Annotated in this window: 23 protein-coding genes and 1 tRNA gene; 20 read left to right on the forward strand and 4 right to left on the reverse strand. The window is 36.2% G+C overall.

Annotated features, from left to right (window positions below):
- Positions 1 to 17 precede the first annotated feature (17 nt).
- The 3 genes from AB3I12_RS06150 to AB3I12_RS06160 all read left to right on the forward strand — a co-directional run bounded on the left by AB3I12_RS06150 (position 18) and on the right by AB3I12_RS06160 (position 1,940).
- Positions 18 to 200 carry a DUF3188 domain-containing protein gene (locus tag AB3I12_RS06150; protein WP_010719759.1) on the forward strand — a complete coding sequence of 61 codons (183 nt, stop codon included), beginning with the start codon at positions 18 to 20 and terminating at the stop codon, positions 198 to 200.
- Entirely contained in the window at positions 200 to 613 is a 414-nt protein-coding gene (locus tag AB3I12_RS06155; protein WP_010719758.1) for a DUF3284 domain-containing protein, read from the forward strand. The genes AB3I12_RS06150 and AB3I12_RS06155 overlap by 1 nt, the downstream gene beginning before the upstream one ends.
- A 145-nt stretch (positions 614 to 758) precedes the next feature.
- On the forward strand, positions 759 to 1,940 hold the full coding sequence (locus tag AB3I12_RS06160; RefSeq protein WP_063626776.1) for an enhanced intracellular survival protein Eis: 1,182 nt from the start codon (positions 759 to 761) through the stop codon (positions 1,938 to 1,940).
- Between the two features lie 156 nt (positions 1,941 to 2,096).
- On the opposite strand, the gene AB3I12_RS06165 is transcribed toward AB3I12_RS06160, so the two are convergent.
- Complete coding sequence (locus AB3I12_RS06165; protein WP_010719756.1) at positions 2,097 to 2,261, reverse strand: hypothetical protein; 165 nt, start codon at positions 2,259 to 2,261, stop codon at positions 2,097 to 2,099.
- A gap of 152 nt (positions 2,262 to 2,413) precedes the next feature.
- On the opposite strand from AB3I12_RS06165, the gene AB3I12_RS06170 reads away from it, so the two are divergent.
- Positions 2,414 to 2,487: transfer RNA gene (locus tag AB3I12_RS06170), tRNA-Arg, on the forward strand.
- A 61-nt stretch (positions 2,488 to 2,548) separates the two neighbouring features.
- Here the strand turns inward: AB3I12_RS06170 and AB3I12_RS06175 are convergent.
- The gene (locus AB3I12_RS06175; RefSeq protein ID WP_034867835.1) at positions 2,549 to 2,944 is read right to left on the reverse strand and encodes a hypothetical protein; all 396 of its coding nucleotides are present in this window, start codon (positions 2,942 to 2,944) and stop codon (positions 2,549 to 2,551) included.
- A gap of 317 nt (positions 2,945 to 3,261) precedes the next feature.
- Positions 3,262 to 4,494, reverse strand: a complete 1,233-nt coding sequence (locus AB3I12_RS06180) for an aminopeptidase (RefSeq protein WP_063626777.1) — start codon at positions 4,492 to 4,494, stop codon at positions 3,262 to 3,264.
- 258 nt (positions 4,495 to 4,752) lie between these two features.
- Here AB3I12_RS06180 and AB3I12_RS06185 point away from each other — a divergent pair, with 258 nt between their 5' ends.
- A complete protein-coding gene (locus AB3I12_RS06185) occupies positions 4,753 to 5,322 on the forward strand; it encodes a TetR/AcrR family transcriptional regulator (RefSeq protein ID WP_010738183.1) in 570 nt (189 codons plus the stop codon).
- Between the two features lie 189 nt (positions 5,323 to 5,511).
- Here the strand turns inward: AB3I12_RS06185 and AB3I12_RS06190 are convergent, their stop codons facing one another.
- Positions 5,512 to 5,952, reverse strand: coding sequence for a flavodoxin (locus tag AB3I12_RS06190; protein ID WP_063626779.1), 441 nt, complete (start codon positions 5,950 to 5,952; stop codon positions 5,512 to 5,514).
- A 158-nt stretch (positions 5,953 to 6,110) separates the two neighbouring features.
- On the opposite strand from AB3I12_RS06190, the gene map reads away from it, so the two are divergent.
- The 15 genes from map to AB3I12_RS06265 all read left to right on the forward strand — a co-directional run bounded on the left by map (position 6,111) and on the right by AB3I12_RS06265 (position 22,403).
- Positions 6,111 to 6,875, forward strand: coding sequence for a type I methionyl aminopeptidase (gene map / locus AB3I12_RS06195; RefSeq protein ID WP_010719751.1), 765 nt, complete (start codon positions 6,111 to 6,113; stop codon positions 6,873 to 6,875).
- Positions 6,876 to 6,901: 26 nt separating this feature from the next.
- Positions 6,902 to 7,825 (forward strand): YihY/virulence factor BrkB family protein, encoded by a 924-nt coding sequence (locus tag AB3I12_RS06200; protein WP_010719750.1) that lies wholly within the window; start codon positions 6,902 to 6,904, stop codon positions 7,823 to 7,825.
- Positions 7,826 to 7,893: 68 nt separating this feature from the next.
- Entirely contained in the window at positions 7,894 to 9,024 is a 1,131-nt protein-coding gene (locus AB3I12_RS06205) for a glycosyltransferase family 4 protein (protein WP_010719749.1), read from the forward strand.
- A complete protein-coding gene (locus tag AB3I12_RS06210; protein ID WP_010719748.1) occupies positions 9,024 to 9,824 on the forward strand; it encodes a glycosyltransferase in 801 nt (266 codons plus the stop codon). The genes AB3I12_RS06205 and AB3I12_RS06210 overlap by 1 nt, the downstream gene beginning before the upstream one ends.
- Entirely contained in the window at positions 9,821 to 10,645 is an 825-nt protein-coding gene (locus tag AB3I12_RS06215; protein ID WP_034698849.1) for a glycosyltransferase, read from the forward strand. The genes AB3I12_RS06210 and AB3I12_RS06215 overlap by 4 nt, the downstream gene beginning before the upstream one ends.
- 13 nt (positions 10,646 to 10,658) lie before the next feature.
- A complete protein-coding gene (locus tag AB3I12_RS06220) occupies positions 10,659 to 11,375 on the forward strand; it encodes a glycosyltransferase family 2 protein (RefSeq protein ID WP_010719746.1) in 717 nt (238 codons plus the stop codon).
- Between the two features lie 88 nt (positions 11,376 to 11,463).
- Positions 11,464 to 12,330 (forward strand): glucose-1-phosphate thymidylyltransferase RfbA, encoded by an 867-nt coding sequence (gene rfbA / locus AB3I12_RS06225; protein ID WP_053766099.1) that lies wholly within the window; start codon positions 11,464 to 11,466, stop codon positions 12,328 to 12,330.
- Positions 12,331 to 12,344: 14 nt separating this feature from the next.
- Complete coding sequence (gene rfbC / locus AB3I12_RS06230; protein WP_063626780.1) at positions 12,345 to 12,917, forward strand: dTDP-4-dehydrorhamnose 3,5-epimerase; 573 nt, start codon at positions 12,345 to 12,347, stop codon at positions 12,915 to 12,917.
- 21 nt (positions 12,918 to 12,938) lie between these two features.
- Positions 12,939 to 13,967 (forward strand): dTDP-glucose 4,6-dehydratase, encoded by a 1,029-nt coding sequence (gene rfbB / locus AB3I12_RS06235; RefSeq protein ID WP_010719743.1) that lies wholly within the window; start codon positions 12,939 to 12,941, stop codon positions 13,965 to 13,967.
- A gap of 181 nt (positions 13,968 to 14,148) precedes the next feature.
- On the forward strand, positions 14,149 to 14,997 hold the full coding sequence (rfbD, locus tag AB3I12_RS06240) for a dTDP-4-dehydrorhamnose reductase (protein WP_053766096.1): 849 nt from the start codon (positions 14,149 to 14,151) through the stop codon (positions 14,995 to 14,997).
- Between the two features lie 50 nt (positions 14,998 to 15,047).
- Positions 15,048 to 17,099, forward strand: a complete 2,052-nt coding sequence (locus tag AB3I12_RS06245; RefSeq protein ID WP_063626782.1) for a hypothetical protein — start codon at positions 15,048 to 15,050, stop codon at positions 17,097 to 17,099.
- Between the two features lie 222 nt (positions 17,100 to 17,321).
- Positions 17,322 to 18,575 (forward strand): EpaQ family protein, encoded by a 1,254-nt coding sequence (locus AB3I12_RS06250; protein WP_063626785.1) that lies wholly within the window; start codon positions 17,322 to 17,324, stop codon positions 18,573 to 18,575.
- Positions 18,576 to 18,788: 213 nt separating this feature from the next.
- Positions 18,789 to 19,595, forward strand: coding sequence for an ABC transporter permease (locus AB3I12_RS06255; RefSeq protein WP_063626787.1), 807 nt, complete (start codon positions 18,789 to 18,791; stop codon positions 19,593 to 19,595).
- Between the two features lie 11 nt (positions 19,596 to 19,606).
- The gene (locus AB3I12_RS06260) at positions 19,607 to 20,827 is read left to right on the forward strand and encodes an ABC transporter ATP-binding protein (protein ID WP_010719738.1); all 1,221 of its coding nucleotides are present in this window, start codon (positions 19,607 to 19,609) and stop codon (positions 20,825 to 20,827) included.
- Positions 20,817 to 22,403 (forward strand): bifunctional 2-polyprenyl-6-hydroxyphenol methylase/3-demethylubiquinol 3-O-methyltransferase UbiG, encoded by a 1,587-nt coding sequence (locus tag AB3I12_RS06265; protein WP_063626789.1) that lies wholly within the window; start codon positions 20,817 to 20,819, stop codon positions 22,401 to 22,403. Before AB3I12_RS06260 ends, AB3I12_RS06265 begins: the two co-directional genes overlap by 11 nt.
- The last annotated feature ends 37 nt before the right edge of the window (positions 22,404 to 22,440 follow it).

Here is a 22,440-nt window from a genome sequence, read left to right on the forward strand (position 1 = left end):
GATAGGAAGGGTTCAAAATGATGAAAAACGGCTTATTTTTATGTAGTATTGGTTCACTGATCGTATTGTATTGTTTAAATCCTAGTTCGCAAAACTATGATTTGTATAGTATGGCTACAGGACTATTTCTGGCAGGTTTAGGTATACATTTCTTTTTAAAAGGGAAAAAAAGAGAAGAAGCAAAGGGGAAAAATAGCTAATGGAAATCGTTAAAACTTTAAATATTCCAGCATCCTTTTTCTATGATAAAGTGATGGACTCTGTCCTTTTTGATGTACGTAAAGCGACTGGAAAATCGGTTACTCGTAAACAACTTAAAAACCTTGAATACGTCAAACAATTCTCACAAAATAGCCGCGCTCGCATCAAGATCGAGGAAGTTATTGAAAATCAGTCGTATAAATTTCGAACATCTACCACAAAAAATGATTATGTCGTCCATTATCAAATTAAAGCGTTAGATGATAAAACCTGCGAAGTACGTTATACGGAACAAATGCAATCATATGGGATGCTACAAAAATTAAATGATATGATTTTAGGAACGATGTTGATGTATTTTAAAAAACGTCGCTTCAAAAAAATGTTAGTAATGATCGAAGAAACTTACTAGTAAAAAACTGATTGTGGCAAGAAGCAGTTGATTCAGCTAAATAGTGATTTATTGAAATAACATTTTTATTTTGATAAAGTGACTATGGTTGGATCACTGAACTTGACACAATTTTTTATTGTTTTTGATGGAAGGGGTAACAAAAATGGCAAATGAAGTAAAAGAACTTGGTGTTGCTTATCAAGAAGCGATGTTTGAACTAGCAACCTATGCATTTAATGCGCAGGATACACCTGCAAGACGTGAACGATTCAAACTGATCGTTGAAAATTCATGGAATTATGGTTTTTTTGACGAGGAAGAGCAACTCACTAGCCAAGTAATGGCGACGCCTTTTTCTGTTGAATTTTATGGGCAGCAGTATTTAATGGCAGGAATCGGTTATGTAGCATCTTATCCTGAAGCTAGGGGACAAGGTGGGATCAATCAAATCATGGAAAAAATCTTAAAAGATTGCCGTGAAAGAAAAGTAAGTCTTTCTTATCTTGCTCCATTTTCTTACCCATTTTATCGTCGCTACGGTTATGAGCAATTGTTTGATAAAATCAATTATCAATTGGATAGTCGAGATGTACCGAACGTGAAAAAGACGGCTGGCAAAATGAAACGAGTGACTTTTGAACAAGCAAAAGAAGTCATAGAAATGATTTATAAACAAATGCCAGCAAATCAACGTGGTGGATTAAGTAGAGAAGACTGGTGGTATACTTATAAGTTTAAGCAAAAGACAGATAATCATTATGCGCTGTATTACGATGAATCTGGTCAAGCAACAGGATATGTGGTTTACCAGTTAACGGCACCAACATTTGTAGTAGTGGAATGGGGCTATTTGAGTCATGAAGCCTTTCAAGGATTAGTGAGGTTTGTTAGTTCCCATAGTGGGGCGTTTGCTTCTTTTGACTATGCTTGTGGTTATTCAGGTAGTGATCAAAATTATTTGCTTAAAAATCCTTTTGCACAAATGACGATCACGCCATATATGATGGGCAGAATTGTTGATCTTGAGTTGTTTCTGAAAGACTATCCTTTCAAAAAACAAGCGCTCACTTTTGCTTTAGAAGTAACAGAAGATCCTTACGCACAGTGGAATGAAGGGATCTTTGAGATCACTGTATCAAATGCAGAGGTGAAAATTGAAAAAGTAACAGAAACAAAATTACCAACCATCAGTGGCACCATTCAACGCATGACTCAATTATTAATGGGGTATCGTCAGATGGAAGAACTTGTTTTTTACAATCACATCCAATTGTCAACTGAAGCTCTATTAGAAATGGCGCCATGCTTTCCAAGTCAACAACCTATTCTAAATGATTATTTTTAAAATGAACGTAAAATGTTTGTTGCTCAACGCATATAACGCCCTCCAAGATTTTCGACGAATTCTTGGAGGGCGTTATCGTATAAAAAGCTATTTTGAATTTTTCGGTGTCATGCTGAAAAACTGCTAGCCTTTTTGCCACTGATTTATCTCGTTTCTCTACAGCAAATCTTCTTTTTTAGTAAACTTGAATTTGCGACTTTCTTTTTTCTGAGGTTTTTCATCTTCATGCTGTTTAATGGCTTCTTTTGATAGTTGTTCTCGTTCTTGTTTAGAAGCATCAAAGCGTTCAGCATATACTTCTTCTTTTGGTTTGTCTTTCATAAATAAAACCTCCCTCATCACTTGTTGGATAATTCTATTTTATCACTCGTCAAAAGCTAGTGGAAACGTTTTGCTTAGGAAGAAAAATGATTTTTCTAAGAGAAGCTTGCATGTGATTCCTAAACAAGCTAAAATAATACTATTGAGAACTTGTTCCTGTAGCTCAGTAGGATAGAGCAATCGCCTCCTAAGCGATAGGTCGCTGGTTCAATTCCAGTCAGGAACGTTAAAAACCTGTAACCGTTGTGGTTCAGGTTTTTTTGTTTGTGTGGGACCAAGATAGTTTTCTACGCTACATTCGATTTTTCTGGTGAATGAAAGACAGCTTTTCTAAATTTTTTTGATAAAGGAAAAGTAAACATACAAATAAGCAATAATAACTGGCTCAAAGTGATGATAGTTAAGCAAACTGTTTGGTATTTGACCAGTAAATAAAAATGGATGCCTAATTCGATAATATTAATCAAGATAAGGTACAAGTAGTATTGTTTCTTTATTTTACATTGATAAATACAGTAGAAACTGAACCGATAATCTAAACAAACCAAAAATAGCAAAATGAATTTGTGGATTGTTGTGAGCAGGTCATGTTGATTAGCTAAACGATGAAAAAACAATAACGCAGTTGGCAGAGGGATATAAAGCGTTAATAGTAAGACAAAAAAATAAACAATAAAAGGCATACTATCTCTCCATCATTTTTTCTAATTTTTAATAATAAATGTTGTTTTTGTCAATCTTATCAAAAAATAGAAAATGTATTAATAGAATTTCGTGATAAATAGTATAAATAATTTTTATAAAAAACTTGAACAACAGGATCAAAAAATCGCTTATTCGACCATCTTTCAGTGAGCAGCAGGGAAAAGTGTTGTCTGTAATAGAAATAATCATCACAAAAAAGAGAAGAAGTCTGTAGTACCCCAAAAAGTTAGACCAAAAATCTAACTTTTGGAGGTCGTTTAAGATTTCTCCTCTTTTTTTATATCGTTTTATCAGACTAAGCCCAGTCACCATTTCTAAATACTGGAACAGTAGAACCGTCTTCACGGATACCGTCAATATTCATTTGGTCAGAACCAACCATAAAATCAACATGGGTTTGACTACGGTTAAGACCAGCTTGTACAAGTTCTTCATCGGTCATTTCAGTACCACCTTCGACACTAAAGGCATACGCAGATCCTAGAGCTAAGTGATTCGACGCGTTTTCGTCAAATAGAGTATTGTAAAAGATAATACCCGATTGAGAAATTGGCGAAGGATCGGGAACGAGTGCTACTTCTCCTAATGAGCGTGCGCCTTCATCAGTGTTGAGCAAGGTTTCCAATACTTCTTGACCTTGTTCAGCAGAAAAATCAATGACTTTTCCAGCTTCAAAAGTAAACTTCATCCCTGAGATGATCGTACCTGCATAGCTCAATGGTTTTGTACTAGAGATATAACCATCGATCCGTCGGTAATCAGGTGCAGTAAACACTTCTTCAGTAGGCATATTTGCCATGAATTTTTCTCCACGGGAGTTGTAACTTCCTGCGCCTTCCCAAAGATGATTTTTTGGTAGGCCAATGACGATATCTGTGCCAGGGGCAGTATAGTGTAGGGCAGTAAACTGTTCTTGATTTAATTCATCGGCTTTTTTTGCTAATTTTTCATCATGTTCTTTCCAAGCCTGTACAGGATCTTCTTCGTAAATACGAGTTGTTTTAAAAATTTGATCCCATAACGCATCCAGTTGTTCTTCTTCTGGTAAATCTGGGAAAACTTTAGCTGCCCATTGTTTACCAGCCGCAGCGACTACAGTCCAGCTTACTTTATTTGCTTGGGTCGCTTTTCTTAGATTCATCATTGCTTTGCCAGCGGCAGTTTGATACGTAGCGATTCGGTTTCCATCTACGCCACCAAAAGCATCTGGATCGGCAGATACAACACTGATTCGGCTAGCACCTTTAGCGATCCAATCATCAGTCTGATCAATTTTATATTGTGGAACAGTTTCAAGACGGTCTTGTGCAGCGTAAGAAAGAAATTCTTTTTGGATCACGTCGTCCGTCCATTGTACGATCACTTCAGCTGCACCTAAACGATAGGCTTCTTTGGTGATCAAGCGAGCTAATGGGGCTTGATCGACGTTGATTTGTAAAACAACTGTATGGTCTTTTTCGACGTTTACGCCGGTTTCAACAATTAATCGTGCATATTTTTCGAGGTTCTCATTAAAATTTTCTAACATAATCCATTTCCTCCTAATGTTTCATCCAATAGCTATTTGTATGATAACATTTAATTCTTTTAGAGACAATCTGCCAGAATCGTAAAATAAAAAAATGGGTGTTCTTCTAAATGATGTCTAAAATTTATAAAATTGATTGTTTTTAAAGTAATTTTTTAAAAATAAAAAAACAAGTTGTGCATAACAAAATAATCATGTTACAATTAAATTAATCAATGGTGGAAGCGTTATAAATAATTTCAAGGAGATTAAAAAATTATGGCAAGAAAAAAGACGATCACAAAAGATCAGATTTTGGCAGCCGCTTTTGAAGTGGCTACCACAGAAGGATTTTCAAAATTTACGGCAAGGAATATTGCAAATAAAATGAATTGTTCGACTCAACCGATTTATCTTGAGTTCAAAAACATGGATGATCTGAAGCAAGCCTTATTTGCTCAGATTTACGAGTACTTGAAGCATGAAGTGTTCCCAGTTGTACATACAGGAAATACCATTATCGATTTAGCTGTAAACTATATTGATTTTGCCAATCGAGAGAAAAAATTATACAGTTCTCTGTACTTAGAAGAATATGGTGGGGGAAGGGAGATGCAAAACTTCTCTTATAATTATTTTGTCGAGACGGTCAAGAAAGATCCAGAGTATGCTGATCTATCTGCGGAACAAATTGAGTCTTTGCATAACACAATTTGGATCATCGCTACAGGATTAGCGGCACTGATGTCTTCAAGTATCATTCATCCGACCAAGGAACAAATTGAAAAAATGATCCAAGATAGCATCAATGCGACGCTAAATACGAAAGAAACGATCCAAGTGAATTAAGCAAACTACTTGAAGTATTTCTCGAAAGTCTTTCTCAAACATACACATTGATTTTTTGAAATTAAAAAAGCTTCTAAAAACATGATAAAAAGAACGTGTGATGCTAACTCTCTCCAGCATCACACGTTCTTTTTATCAAATAATTGGAGTTTTGCCAAAAGTTCTCAGCTGTGAGCTGACTGCTTTGGCCTATAATTTTGAAACAAGCGCCTTAGCAAATGCTTCGAGTTTTTCGATGTCTTCTTCTTCAGCGTTTAAATCAACTTTAACATTTTCTGTTCCTTTGACTGCTCCTGTTTTCGCAAAGGCAGCATCGAAGTCATCTACGGACTTACAAAATTCATCATAAAAAGTGTCTCCAGAACCACAAACGCCATAGATTTTTCCAGACAAGTCAAGTTCTTGTAAATCTTCATATAAGTCTACGATCTCATCTGGTAAGTCACCATCATCGTATGTATAAGTTGCGATGACACAAATATCTGCATCCTCAAATTCATCTGCATCCACTTGAGTACACTCATTGATTTCAACATCAATATCTAAATTTTCAAAAGCTTCTGCTACGATATCAGCAATTTCTTCTGTATTGCCAGTCATACTTGCGTAAACGATTTTTGCTAAAGCCATGGGTTGCCTCCTACTTATTGATATATGATCCTCTAACATTTACAGATTATACCAAAACCTTTACTAAAAGAAAACAAGTCATGTGAAGAGAATCTGATTTGGCGAACGACCGGACACTATGGTAAAATGAGGAAGATTTGTAAAAAGGAGACGAAAATATGATTACATTGAAATCAGCACGAGAAATTGAAACAATGGCTGAGTCTGGCGCGTTGTTAGCGGATGTACATAAAAATCTGCGAGATTTTATCAAACCAGGCGTGACGAGTTGGGATATTGAAGTTTTTGTTCGTAACTATATTGAAAGCCATGGTGGGATTGCGGCTCAAATTGGATTTGAAGGCTATGAGTATGCGACTTGTATTAGCATCAATGACGAAATTTGTCATGGATTTCCACGTAAAAAACCGCTGAAAAATGGCGATTTAGTGAAAGTGGATATGTGTATCGATTTAAAAGGCGGCATATCTGATTCTTGTTGGGCTTATGTAGTGGGAGAGTCAACACCGGAAATTGACCGCTTGATGGAAGTGACAAAAAAAGCTTTGTATCTGGGAATCGAACAAGCGCAAGTTGGGAACCGAATTGGCGACATTGGTCATGCTATCCAAACTTATGTTGAAAGTGAAAACTTAGCGGTTGTCCGTGACTTTATTGGGCATGGTGTGGGTCCAACGATCCATGAAGAACCTGCTGTCCCTCATTATGGTGAAGCAGGAAAAGGTCTACGGTTAAAAGAAGGGATGGTTATTACCATTGAGCCAATGGTTAATACTGGAACTTGGAAAATGAAAATGGATCCAAATGGCTGGACTGCTTATACAAGAGATGGTGGCTTGTCTTGCCAATATGAACATACACTGGCAATTACGAAAGATGGACCAAGAATCTTAACTTCTCAAGGTGAAGAAGGTACGTATTGAGAAGCTAGATCAATAAGGAGAATTTGATGAAATTATTAGGGAAAATAAAGCAAAACGAAAATTTAATGCGTTTTATTGCAACAACAAAAAAACGGATCACTGATTCAGAAATGGGTACCACGTCAGTTGTTGTGGCGTATTATTTATTATTGTCTTTATTTCCCCTAATTATTGCGTTTGGTAATATTTTGCCATTTCTAAAAATCGATCAAGAGACAGTATTGACTTATGTGCGGCAAATCATCCCTGAGACGGTCTATCAGTTTATCGGTCCTGCAATTCGAAATTTGTTAACGCAAAGTTCCGGTGGCTTGTTGTCGTTATCTGCTTTAGCTGCTTTGTGGTCTGCCAGTCAAAGTATCAACGCTTTACAAATTGCCATGAATAAGGCTTATGGTGTAGAAAATAGAAAGAATTTTTTGATCGTCCGTTTCTTTTCATTAGTAGTGATTTTACTTTTCATGATTGCGATTAGTGGAGTAACGATTTTTTTAGGACTGGGTCAAATGATACTTGAAGCGCTCCAACCGATTTTTAATTTTTCTGGCAATGTGATTATCCAGTTCCAAACTTTGAAATGGCCGATTACCTTAGTTGTCTTATTTATCATTATGTTTTTGATTTATGTGATAGTACCGAATGCGCAATTAAAACTAAAAGCAGTGATTCCGGGAACGATTTTTGCTACTGTCGGCTGGATGTTGCTATCTCAGGTGTTTGGAATCTACGCAAAATACTTTGCAACAAGAGTCAGTGGATACCAAATCATCGGGAGTTTCATCGTCTTAATGCTATGGCTCAATTTTGCTGCTACAATCATTATATTTGGCGGAATCATCAATGCTGTTGTGCAAGAATACATAACAGGTAACGAAATCAAGAAAAGACGAGTTTCTACAAATAAATGGTGGATTCGTTTCAAAAATAAATTTTCTCATAAAAAAAAATAGAACTGCGAGTTTTTATTGCTTGAGTGTTTTATAATAATTCTAGACTCTTAATTAAAGTAGGTGCCAATATGCTTGTTTCATTTAGTATGGTTGTCAAATTTTTTTTAACAATCTTGTTATCTTTAGTACTAACGCCCATATTTAAAATTATTTCTGTCCAAACCGGAATGGTGGATAAACCGAATGCGCGACGTATTAATGAAATACCTATGCCTTCAGCTGGGGGACTACCCATTTTTATTTCATTTGTCGTATCCACCTTATTGTTTTTTCGTGACATCATTCCCAAATTTTATATCATTCCTATTTTACTAGCTTCCTTAGTGATCATTCTAACGGGAGTACTGGATGATAAATACGAGTTGACGCCTAAACAAAAGTCCGTCGGGATCTTATTAGCAGCGTTGATCGTCTATTTTGTGGCAGATATTCACATTGATTCAGTAACATTGCCCTTTTTTGGTTATATCGAATTGGGTTGGCTGAGTTTTCCTGTGACCATTTTTTGGATTTTCGGTATCACTAATGCAATTAATTTGATTGATGGATTAGACGGCTTGGCAACCGGAATCTCGTTGATCGGGTTGATTACAATTGGTATTATCGGATATTTTTTCCTACATGCTTCTACAGTATACATACCAATCGTCATATTCTGTTTAGTGGCAAGCATTATTGGCTTTTTTCCTTATAATTTTTATCCTGCCAAAATTTACTTAGGAGACACTGGGGCATTGTTCTTAGGATTTATGATGGCTGTTCTTTCTCTACAAGGTCTGAAGAATGTAACATTTGTTTCTTCTATCTCATTATTGATTGTGATGGGCGTTCCAGTAACAGATACATTTTTTGCGATTATTCGCAGAAAAGCGAACCGTGTCTCTTTTTCTACAGCAGATAAAAAACACCTACATCATCGATTATTGAGTCTAGGTTTTACGCATAAAGGAGCAGTTTTGACCATTTATGCTATGGCATTGATGTTTTCATTCACTGCCATGATCATGAACTATACTGGGCGTCTCGGTTCGATTGTTTTGATCGTTTCGATGCTATTTGCGGCTATTTTATTGTTTGAGTTGATTGGATTGATCAACGAGAAGCATCAGTACATTCTTAAAACTTTACGTTTTTTAGGCAATAAAGAATATCGAACACAAGTCATACAGAAATATAAAAGGAAATGGACTAGACACTAATGAAAATAAATCAAAAACAACCGATTTTAATTAGCATCGTAACGGCTAATAGTCAAAAGATTTTTCAAACGTTAGATACGCTTCTAGCCAGCATAAATGACCAAGCCATGGTTGAGATCTTGATTTTCGATAATGCTTCGTCGATTGACTACCAAGAACGATTGAAAGAATATCTAAAGTATCCGTTTGTCAAAATCTATTTTAATCAGGAAAATAAAGGATTTGGTTATGGACATAACCATAACTTATTAACGAGTGACTTTTCTTATGCTGTGATCTTTAACCCAGATATTCTGGTGGATCAGCAGACAGTCGTTGACTTGGTCAAACTTTTGCAGGAACATCCAGAATGTGCCATGTTAGCACCTAAAATATTGAATGAAGATGGAACGACACAACATTTGATTCGCCAAAAATTAGATGTATTCGATTATGTATTGCGGTTTATTCCGGCTCGTTTTGTCAAGCAGTTGTTTGCTCAACGTTTAGCAAAATTCGAATGCCATGATTTGTCAGAAACAACCAATAGCTACGTGCGTATGATCTCTGGTAGTTTTATGGTCGTTGATGTCAATAAATTTAAAAAAGTCAACGGGTTTGATAATCGCTATTTTATGTATTTTGAAGATAATGATCTTTGCTTAACTTTTGAAAAAGCAGGAGAAAAACTCCTTTATACGCCGTTATATACGATTGTTCATTTATATGGAAAAGGCGCTCATCGCAATTTTAAACTTTTTCGTATCTTTTTACAGTCAATGGTGAAATTTTTCAATAAGTGGGGGTGGACTTTCTTTTGACCATACCCAAAATAGTAGTCGTTATCGTATTATACCAGCAGCGTTTTAGTCAATCGCCTTCTTTTGATCTGCTCATGAAAGCTGTCAAAGAGAAGAAGATTCAATTGGTTGTTTATGATAATAGTCCCGTTAAGCAATTGGAGCCATTATTAGAACAAAACGAAGATATAAGCTACTATCATGATCCATCAAATCCTGGTCTGGCTACGGCTTATAATTATGCGTTGAATCATGCACAGCAGAATATTCGCTATTTCGTTACACTTGATCATGATAGTCAATTGACTGCAACGTATTTTGATACGCTATTAACGATTGATTGGACAGATGAATTGGTTGCAGCAGTTCCGTTGGTTTATGCTGGAAGCAACCAAATATCGCCTGTTTTTGCGGATCGCTATATCAATCGTCAAGTTGAAAAGGTTGAGCGATCACAGCTCAGTCAAAGACGAATCATGGCGATTAATTCAGGCGCTGTTTTTTCTATCAAATTTTTAAAGGAGATTGGCGGTTTTAATTTAGATTTCCCCCTTGATTTCTTGGATCATTGGCTTTTTTGGACGATCTATCAGTTCAAAAAGACGGTTTTTATCTTACCTGAAAAAATGGAACATGATCTTTCAGTTCTTGATTATCAGAAAGTTTCTGTTACAAGGTATCAGTCGATACTGAAAGCTGAAAAAACTTTTTATCAAAATTATGATAAAGAAATGTTACCGCGTCATCGAAAACAATTATTGTTACGTACAGTAAAACAATTTTTAACAGTCAGAAATCGTAAAATATGGCGTTTGACATTACAATCATTTACTGAAAACTGAAGGGTGTGAATTTGTGCGATCAGTTTGTATGGCTACCTTTAATGGTGGCAGATATTTAAGAGAACAATTGGATAGTATTTTAAACCAACTGACACTTGAGGATGAATTGATTATTTCAGATGATGGATCGACAGATGAAACTTGTCAAATTATAAAGGAATACACGCAACTAGACAATCGAATCAAATTTGTTGAAGGACCAAGGAAAGGTGTCATTGCCAACTTCAACCATGCCATTCAACAATCTAAAGGTGACATCATTTTTTTAGCAGACCAAGATGATGTATGGCTACCTAATAAGGTGGCTAAGATTACCGCATATTTTGAAGAAAATCCGCAACAATTAGTAGTAGTGAGTGATCTAGTGATTGTGGATGGTCAACTCAATGAGATACACGCGTCGTATTTTTCCTATCGGCATTCCCGAACAGGCTGGCTCAATAATTTGATTCGGAGTAATTATATCGGTGCCGGTATGGCTTTTCGATCTTCATTAAAGAAAGAAATAGTACCAATTCCTTCTGAAGTACCAATGCATGATATGTGGATTGGAATGTTAGGTGGAACTCGTGTTGGGTTTATTAGAGAAACATTGACACTTTATCGTAGACATGATTTTAATGTGAGTGAAATCAAAACAAACACTAAACTAACCCAAAAAATTACCTGGCGGTTGAATCTGATCAAGGCGCTTGTGAAGAGAAAATGGTTTGGAATTAATAAAAGATAGTTAAATCGTTAATAATTCCATGACAAATAACAAGTTTGATGAGATAATAACAAGGTGAATTTTAAATTGAAAAGGAGAATTTATACTCATGAAGGGAATCATTCTTGCTGGGGGAAGTGGTACACGCTTATACCCTCTAACTAAGGCAACTTCAAAACAGTTGATGCCAGTCTACGATAAACCAATGATCTACTATCCAATGTCTACACTAATGCTAGCGGGTATCAAAGAAATCCTGATCATCTCTACTCCTCAAGATACACCAAGATTTAAAGAACTGTTTGGTAATGGGGCAGAGTTAGGATTACAAATTGAGTATGCAGTGCAAGAAAGTCCAGATGGGCTAGCACAGGCTTTTATTATCGGTGAAGAATTTATCGGTGATGATAGTGTGTGCTTAGTTTTAGGAGATAACATCTATTACGGTGGTGGCTTATCTAAAATGCTTCAACGCGCTGCTTCTAAAGATACTGGAGCAACAGTGTTTGGTTACCACGTTAATGATCCAGAACGTTTTGGTGTTGTAGAATTTGATGAAAAGATGCGGGCTCTGTCAATCGAAGAAAAACCTGCGCTACCAAAATCAAATTATGCAGTAACAGGGTTATATTTTTATGATAATGATGTTATTTCGATTGCGAAAAACATCAAACCTTCTGAACGTGGTGAATTAGAGATCACTGATGTAAACAAAGTCTATCTAGAAAAAGGAAAACTATCTGTTGAATTGATGGGTAGAGGTTTTGCTTGGTTAGACACTGGCACGCATGAATCTCTTCTAGAGGCATCCACATTTATTGAAACGATTGAAAAACGTCAAAATCTCAAGGTAGCTTGTTTAGAAGAAATCGCCTACCGAATGGGATATATCACTAAAGAGCAATTACTTGCATTAGCTCAACCGTTGAAAAAAAATCAATATGGTCAATATCTTTTACAGTTGGCCAACAATTAAGGGAGTCTGAAGTAATGAAAGTAACTGATACTAATTTAACAGATGTGAAGATCATTGAAATGGATGTTTTTGGTGATCATCGTGGCTTTTTTACCGAAAGTTATTCCAAAGCAAAATTTGTTGAACATGGTTTAGATTTTGATTTTGTTCAAGATAATCATTCATTATCGGCAGAAGCTGGTGTTATCCGCGGACTGCATTTCCAAAAAGGAGAAGCAGCACAAACGAAATTGATTCGGGTAACTTCTGGTGCTGTTTTAGATGTGATTGTCGATATTCGTAAAGGAAGTCCAACCTATGGTAAATGGGAAGGCTTTATCTTATCTGAACACAACCATCGACAACTTTTGGTGCCTAAAGGTTATGCTCATGGATTTGTGACATTGACACCAAATGTCAATTTTCTTTACAAATGTGATAATTACTACAATGCACAAGCTGATGGTGGGATTGCCTTTGATGATCCAGAATTAGCGATTGATTGGCCTATCGATCTTTCCAAAGCGATTATGTCTGAAAAGGATCAGCATCATCCAACTTTAAAAGAGTTTGAAGCAGAAAATCCATTTGTTTATGGTGAAATTTAGGATTGCAAGGAGAATTTTTATATGAAAAATATCATTGTTACTGGTGGTGCCGGATTTATCGGCTCAAATTTCGTCCACTATGTGGTCAATCATCATCCAGAGGTTCATGTTACGGTGTTAGATAAATTGACTTATGCTGGGAATAAAGAGAACTTAGCAGGGCTACCTAGTGACCGTGTAGAATTGGTCGTTGGTGATGTTGCGGATGCAGAATTAGTGGATCGTTTAGTCAAAGAAGCAGACGCCGTAGTCCACTATGCAGCAGAATCGCATAACGATAATTCGCTAAAAGATCCATTTCCTTTTGTCCAAACCAATATTATTGGTACGTACACCCTGTTAGAAGCTTGTCGTAAATACAATGTTCGTTACCATCATGTATCCACCGATGAAGTGTATGGGGATTTACCTTTACGTGAAGATTTACCAGGTCATGGAGAAGGCGAAGGGGAAAAATTTACAGCTGAAACACCTTATAATCCATCAAGTCCATATTCTTCAACTAAAGCGGGCTCTGATCTATTAGTGAAAGCTTGGGTTCGTTCATTTGGGTTGCAAGCAACGATCTCAAATTGTTCAAACAACTATGGACCATATCAACATATTGAAAAATTTATTCCTCGTCAAGTTACTAATATCTTAAGTGGTATACGTCCAAAACTATATGGTGAAGGAAAAAACGTTCGCGATTGGATCCATACGAATGATCATTCATCTGCGGTTTGGTTGATTTTGACTAAAGGAAAAATCGGTGAAACTTATTTGATCGGTGCCGATGGGGAAGAAGATAACAAAACAGTCATGGAATTGATTTTGGAACTTATGGGACAACCCAAAGATGCTTACGACCATGTCAACGATCGTGCAGGACATGATTTACGTTATGCAATTGATTCGACAAGGTTACGTGAGGAGCTAGGTTGGCAACCTGAATTTACCAACTTCCGTGATGGTTTAGCTGATACAATCAAATGGTATGAAGAACACCAAGATTGGTGGAAGAAAGAAAAAGAAGCTGTGGAAGCAGCCTACGCCAAAAATGGTCAATAAATGATGATAAGCCGGATTTAATGAACTCTCAAAAAATTCGGGTAAAAAAGACACGCATGAAGTTGTAAAACGTGCAGAAAAAAATTAGTATAAAAATAGGAATTGTTTATTGGCAATTGTAAGGGGAGCTGTGACAGATGTTGCAGACCCCTTTTTAAAACAAAAAAGAGGAGAGATCAGAATGTTCTTATTAACCGGAGGAAATGGTCAACTTGGAACGGAATTACGCCATTTATTAGATGAAAAAGGAATGGCTTATGTGTCAACTGATGCTGCTGAGCTGGATATTACTGATGCAGAAAAAACAATGGAGTATATTACAAACTTAAAGCCAGAAATTATTTTTCATTGTGCAGCGTATACAGCCGTTGATAAAGCAGAAGAAGAAGGCAAAGAATTAGATGAGAAGATTAACGTTGATGGAACTAAAAATGTGGCATTGGCTGCAAAAGCAGTGAATGCTAAATTAGTATATATCAGTACGGATTATGTCTTTGATGGCAAAAAGAAAGACCAAGAATACCGCGAAGACGATCCAACTAACCCATTGAATGAGTATGGTCGCACAAAATTACTAGGGGAACAAGCAGTTCAAGAAATTTTAGAAGACTATTATATTATCCGTACTTCATGGGTATTTGGTGTTTATGGACATAATTTTGTCTTTACAATGCAACGTTTAGCCGAAACGCATGATCGTTTAACTATTGTTAATGATCAATATGGTCGCCCAACTTGGACTCGAACACTTGCTGAATTTATGGTATATGTGATTGAAAAACAAGCACCTTATGGCGTATATCAGTTATCCAATGATAATAGCTGTTCATGGTATGAATTTGCCAAAGAAATCTTAAAAGATACGGATGTCGAAGTAGCACCAGTCACTTCAGCAGAGTATCCACAAAAAGCAGTTCGCCCACAATATTCTGTGATGAGTCTAAAGAAAGCAGAAGATCTAGGCTTTGTCATTCCGACATGGCAAGAAGCATTAGCAAAAATGTTGGAAGCAGCTGAAAGTTTGAAATAGCAAACTTGTTTTTCCGTAAAAAAAGAACAAACTAGAAATTGGAGAATCGCATGGAAAAACAAACAAGACGCGCGCAACGAACAGCCGTGAAGCCTGAGCGCACAGATCATTCTGTTCTTGATGTCTTTCTAAAACTTCGTTACCTCATCGGATTGCTAGTCATTGTAGTTATTGTGACGTTTAATTTGAATGGTAGTTCATTGGGTGTATGGGATAAATATGTATCGCAACGAGATGACGGAAAGAAAACTGATGTCATCTTCGGGCAAAATAGGGAAGTTCGTTCAGATGAATGGCTCGTGCAAACACCTTTTTATCTTTCACAAGCTGAAAATGACTATCCTTTAGTAAATCCCGATTATTCCTTAAATGGACAAAATATGATCATTGCTTATAATTCTCCTGTTAAAGATATCACAGTTATTGGTAAACCATTCAATTGGGGATTCTTTTTCTTGGGAAGAGATCGTGGGCTTTCGTTTTATTGGGCAATGAAATTAGTGGTCATGGTTTTATTGGGGTATGAAGTTTTAATGATTTTGACAAAAAGAAAAAAAGCTTTATCACTCGTAGGCGCCTTTGCCTTAACTTTCTCACCAGCAGTCCAGTGGTGGTTCATGCAACACGTGGGAGATCTGATTTTCTTCACATTAGGACTAATGGTTGCTTTTTATCATTATTTTTACCAACATCAAAAAAAATGGGTACGAGCAATGATGATGAGTTTGATCGTCATATTTGGTCTAGGTTTTATCCTGGTGATTTATCCAGCCCATCAAGTTATGCTTGCTTATTTACTTGTCTTTTATTTTGTTGGGTTATTGCTCTATTATGGGAAGCGAATCACTTGGGATTGGTTTGATGCAGTACTGATCATTGGGGCAATATTATTTATAGGTGGCGTACTGATCCACTTTTGGTTAACCTCTAAAGATGCGTTACTGGCTTCTTTAAATACCTTATATCCAGGAAAACGAGTAAGTACAGGAGGAAAATGGCATTTAGGAGAGTTCTTTTATTTTCTGACAAACTGGAAAATTTCGTTTAAAGATATCAATTTTTCTAATAATTCTGAAGTTGCTCTGTTTTATCATTTCTTCCCGACCGTCTTTTTAGCAAGCCCATTTGTTTTATTTGGTAAAAAAAATAGTGAACAAAAACTGTTTGGACGGATTTTAATGCTCTTTTGTCTGTTTTCAATTTATTGGATTACTTTAGGATTACCAAAATGGCTCGCTGAACTCACTTTATTATCTTACGTGCCACCTTTTAGAGCAATCTTAACCTTTAGTTTTGCAGCTTGCCTCTTAACCATATGGTTTATTGCCTATATTTGGCAAGAAGATGTGATCCCAACATGGTATAAATTTTTCCTATTGTTGGCGAACGCGGGAATCTTTGCGTATGCTTTGGTCAATTCCAAAATGACAAAATACTTTACCGAATTAGAGATCACCATGATTGTGATTGTTGGTACGTTAATCCTGGCATTTATTCTGTTCCGACGTTGTCGATTGTTCTATCTTTCGTTTATCGCTTTGATTGTAGCTTCAGGTTTCTTTGTGAACCCAGTTGTAGAAGGAACTGGTGCGATCTTTGAAAAGACTCTGGCAAAAGAGATAAAAGCAATTGATCAGGCAGATCCACAACAAGTATGGTTAACAGAAGATGAGCTGTATAACTTTACACCAACATTAGGCGTAAAAGCTTTTAATTCGGTACGCTTTTATCCAGACATGAAGGCATGGGCTAAAATTGATCCAGATAAAAAATATGAAAAATATTATAATCGATATGCCCACACACGTGCCTTTATTGCTAAAGAAAAAACTTCATTTGTTTTAGATCGTCCAGATATGTTTTCTGTGACCCTCAACTTTAAAGATGCTGAAAAGCTTGGAATCAAATATGTGGTCAGCAAACGCCCGTTAACTGATTATAATCAATTGTACCAAGCACAATTCACTCAACTATACGGTCCTGATAAAGATGGTTATATGATTTTTGAAGTAACCTATCCTGAAAACGATCCATCTACAGCCAATAATGCTGTGAATAATACGGATAACCAAGTAGATGAATGGTCGTATACAGGCGGTTGAGAAAGTAATTATTAGGTATTGAGTAATTGATATGGGAGTGTAAGGAAGTAAATTTCTTTACTGCTTCTTCTGAAATTGCTCAGTACCTATTTTTAGGTTCCATGTTTTTTCTTTTAAAAAGACTGGATGAAGCACTAAAAGTGAGTTTTTTATCAATTAATCTAAAAATAGCATTGCCGTTTGTTTTTAAAAAACAGTATAATAAAACAGTATGAAAGGAGGATGGAGATTATTCAGACGGTTATTGGAAAATTAATAAATAAAATGAGTGTTGGATTACTGATTCTATTTCTTTCTGCTATTTATTTTGTATGGACAGCAGGCCTAGGCAATGCTCAAGCGCTTTTTTTATATGACAACAGTGCGCAATTTGTTACGTTTGGCATTGTCATTTTATTTATTTTAAACGTATATAAAGGACGAAGAGCTGACTTTATTTTTTTAGCAGCGGCAATGCTTATTTATTTTCTGTTTGATCATTTCCGTGAAGTAAGAGCAAGTTCTATGAATGTAGATCTTTTGATCCCGCTAATCATAGTCTTTTGTTTGACGGTTAAATGGATTCAGTTTGATAAGTTAGATCGTTCGATTTTTATTTTAGTATGTTATGTCTTTCTTGGCATTACGTTATACCGCATTTTTACTGAAATAAAAATTCCTGATGGTGAAAGTATTTGGTTGCCTGATAATAAAGTTTCCGATATTTGGATCAACACGAATACGATTGGTAGTACTTTAATGACCCTCTCCTTACTGATCAGTGGGTTTGCCAGTTCATTTGAGCGCTGGTATGTTCGGGTATTCGTTGGATTTCCGAGTGTGATTGCTGGGATTATTGGTATCTGGGTCTGTCAATCAAAAGGTGCTTTAGTTGCGATGATCGTATTTGTTTTACTGGATATTTGGCCAAAACAATTGTTCAAAATAATACGAGCGCCATTTTTAGCCTACATGATTGTCACGATTTTTGCGTTGCCAGTTTCTTACTTAGCAGCTCATTCCGAGCATCTAAATCTCTTTACTGGTCGTGAAGAAATTTGGTTGAAATTCTATGAGACTATTTCAGAAAAAAGCGAACAAGTCTGGGTTGGAATGAAACCGTTCATTTTTCAACGTGGAAATCAATTTTTAGGAAATCACAATAGTTATAATTCATTTTTAAATCTATATGGATTGCTGGGTGTCATCATCGCAGGAGTACTAGTCTTAATCTATGTAGGTCGATTGACCTTAAAAGCAGATTTATCGAATGGACAAGTAACCTTTTTATGGGCATTCTTTGCAGTGATGATCCAATCCTTTATGGAAGACACTTTAACTTCTTTTCCGTGGGTACCTATCATCTATCTGTTATTGGGAATGGCAAGTCACCGATATGATGATTTAAAAAACGTTGCAAACAAGCGGAAAATAGCGAATCAACAAACGAGGGAAACGACAGACGGCTCTCTATCAAGAGTGGCACGCCGACATTAAATATTTAGATAAGAGCTAGTTGAAACAAGTTATTCTTGGGTCAGCTAGCTTTTTGCTTCATTGCAATTAAATTATTTCTTATGTAAAATAAAAATGTTAGCGTAAAGTTGCTTAATAGAAAATTAAGAAACTAAGAATATCACAGTCCGTGAGTAAAAGTGTGGTAAAATGGCACATGACTGTAATTAACAGAATTTGCTTGGAGGAACACAAATGTTTAAAGATCTGTTTTTATTTATGAAGGATATCTACCAGAATAGAAAGCTCTTGCTTCAGTTTTCAGTGAATGACTTTAAGTCTCGCTATGCGGGCTCTTTTTTGGGAATTTTATGGGCATTCATTAATCCTGTCTTTACCGTATTGATTTATTGGTTGGTCTTTGGTTTTGGATTAAAGGCAGCGATGACAGATGGAAAATATCCTTTTATTGTTTATTTGATTACGGGAATGATCCCATGGTTCTTTTTTTCTGACGCGTTTACATCAACGACGTTAGTTTTCAGAGAATACACTTATTTAGTAAAAAAAGTTGTATTTAATATCCGCATTTTACCAACTACAAAAATTTTATCGAATCTATATGCACATCTTTTCTTTATTTTCGTTGGTTTAGTGGTGGTTATTGGACATGGAATCTATCCAACCTGGATGACGCTCCAACTGATTTATTATTTATTCTGTATGTGTGCTTTTTTAACCGGCTTAACATGGTTGACAGCATCGATTCAACCATTTCTACCAGATATCGTGCAATTGATTACGATTTCTCTACAATTGATTATGTGGACATTGCCGATCCTGTGGAGTCCAAGTCAGTTCAATCCAGTGATCGTCCAAATCTTAAAACTAAACCCACTTTATTATGTTGTACAAGGATATCGTGAGTCTTTCTTAGGACAAGCTTGGTTCTGGGAACACGGAATGTATACTCTCTATTTCTGGGTATTTACGCTAGCTATCTTCGTTATTGGATCTGCTGTGTTCCGTAGATTGAAACCACATTTTTCAGATGTGCTGTAAGGAGTATGAATATGACTGAATATGCGATTAAATTAAAAAACATTACAAAATCTTATAATATGTACGCAAAACCATCTGACCGTTTTCGTGAAGCTTTGAATCCCTTCAAAAAATCTTACCATGACGTTTTTTATGCATTGAAAAATATCAATGTGGAAATTAAAAAAGGGGAAATGATCGGCTTTGTCGGAGAAAATGGTTCAGGAAAATCCACCATGCTCAAAATCATTACTGGCGTTTTGACGCCCACATCTGGAACAATGGAGATTGAAGGGAAAATATCTGCACTATTAGAACTAGGTTCTGGGTTCAACCCCGAATATTCTGGCTATGACAATATTTATTTGAATGGCATGGTGTTAGGTTTTTCTCGTGAAGAAATCGATGGAATGGTCGGAGACATCATTGAATTTGCTGATATCGGCGAACATATTTACCAACCAGTAAAAACATATTCCAGTGGGATGTTTGTTCGTTTAGCCTTTGCGGTAGCTATCAATGTCAATCCAGATATCTTGATTGTCGATGAGGCTTTAGCTGTAGGGGACCTTGAGTTCCAGTTAAAATGTATGGAGAAATTTACTGAAATCAAGAACTCAGGTAAAACGATCTTATTCGTTTCCCATGACATCAGTTCGATCCGCCGTTTTTGTGATCGATCCTATTGGCTAAAAAATGGTGAAGTGGTTGAATATGGGGATACCATGGATGTCACAACGAACTATGAAAACTTTTTAAAGAAAAAATCAGTCAAAACAGTTGATCGAAATAAAAATCAAATGGAACGTTTTGCAGCGCCTGACATCGTTGATGTACTGAGTGCGGAATTATTGGATAAAGAAAAAAATCCTGTTGACGTGCTTGATCAAGGCGAAACACTGTATGTCAAAGTAACCTATGAAGTAAAAGATGATTCGATCAAGAATCCTGTTTTAGGGATCGCCTTACGAACTGTCGATAATTTTTACGTTTGTGGTTTAAATACACTGTTGGACGGCATCAAAATCCCTTGGAAAAAAGGCAAAAATGTTTTCTATTTAGAATATGAAAAACTAGGCCTGCTAGCTGGTGAATATTATTTTGATGTGGCAATTTTTGAAGAAAATGCCACCGTACCTTTAGTTTACAAAACAAAATATATGAACTTATTTGTTAATGGCTCATATATTGGGGAAGGAATCGTGGTCTTAGACCATAAATGGGAAGAAGGTTATCTAGCCGATGAAGTATGATTTTGAAATGGACTTAGATGAACAAAGTAGTGTAGGGAAAATTGCTGCCCAAATTAAACCAGGCAGCAAAGTCTTGGAATTTGGACCGGGAAACGGCCGATTGACCAAACATTTAATCGGAGCCAAAAATTGTCAAGTAAGTATCGTCGAATTAGATAAAGAATTATTCGATTTTGTCAGTGAATTTTCACAAGATGGTTTTTATGGAGATATTGAAAGTTTTGAGTGGGCAAACTATTATGCAGGGCAAACCTTTGATTATATCCTTTTTGCAGATGTTTTAGAACATTTAGTGAACCCAGCTGAAACATTAAAAAAAGTGAGAGAATTTCTCAATGAAGACGGAGAAATTTTAATCACATTTCCGAATTTAGTCCATAATTCTGTGCTGATCCATTTATTCAACAATGAGTTGCCATGGGCTTCTTATGGCTTATTAGATGAAACACATAATTCTTTTTACACACACGAAGGTTTTAAAAAAGTGTTTGAAAAAGCTGGTTTATCTATTAATATTGAGGATTACCTTTACTTAGCTGTCGGAGACACAGAATTAAATTCAACTTATGAAGAATTACCCGAAGCAGTTCGCTATGAGTTCAAAATGCGACCTTTCGGAGAAGTTTATCAATACTTCTTTTCTTTGAAAAAACACACTGAGAATAGTCACATCTCACAACCACAAAATTCGAATTTTGTTCGAATGGTGGAAGTGATCCAAAAGACTGCAAACAAAGAAGTCTCCCAAAAATATCCTTTCAACAATTATACGGGAGAAAACCAAACATTGACTTTTCCAATTGCCGGGGATGTCGAATCGGTCATTTTTAAATTTGCTGATCAACCAAGTTTTATCGAATTTAGCGGGGAGTTGGCGGGAAACAAAATTGATTTCATCCAATCTAATGCAGTAATCAAAACACAAAATGATTGCTATTTATTTGATGGTGAAGTAACGCCACAATTTACTCTATTTGATGTCGCAGGTCAAGAATTGACGATCCATTGTCATTATCGGTTTATCGGAGAATTGACTCAAACGATGAAAGAACTACTTGAGGCAGTCAAACCTTTAGCGCAGATCGAGCAACGTCTAATGGCACAAATCACTTCGCTGAAAAAAGAAAATGAACAAGTGCGATTGACAAATGAAAAATTAGCTAACGAATTACAGATGACGACTGACCGTTATTGTAAACTGATAACTGAGGAAGAATTCGCGATTAAACCAAGAAACCGCAAGCTTCGATCGAAAGAAACAGCAAAGAAAATTCAAGCAAAGGCGATTTCTCTATGCGTGGATAGCAAGCATTGGGACCCAGAAACGAAAATTTTGACAATCAATGGTTGGGGAATTTCTAACGCACAACGTCAGCCGTTATCCTATAAGTTATCTGTGAACCAAGCACCATTTTTTCAAGCCTTGCAGTTTGAACGGCCAGAAGTAAATGAGGCGGAACAATTGCCAGCGGGAACAAAAGCTGGATTTGAATTGCAAATAAGATGTGAACGAGAAAAATCTTTTTTAATTGAAGCTGTTGCTGAAAATGGCGAATCCTGGTTTATCGAGATATAAGAACGAACTTATTTTTAATAAAGGAGAACAAAAGCTC

This window comes from Enterococcus sp. C65, assembly GCF_040887165.1.
GTDB lineage: Bacteria > Bacillota > Bacilli > Lactobacillales > Enterococcaceae > Enterococcus_B > Enterococcus_B hirae.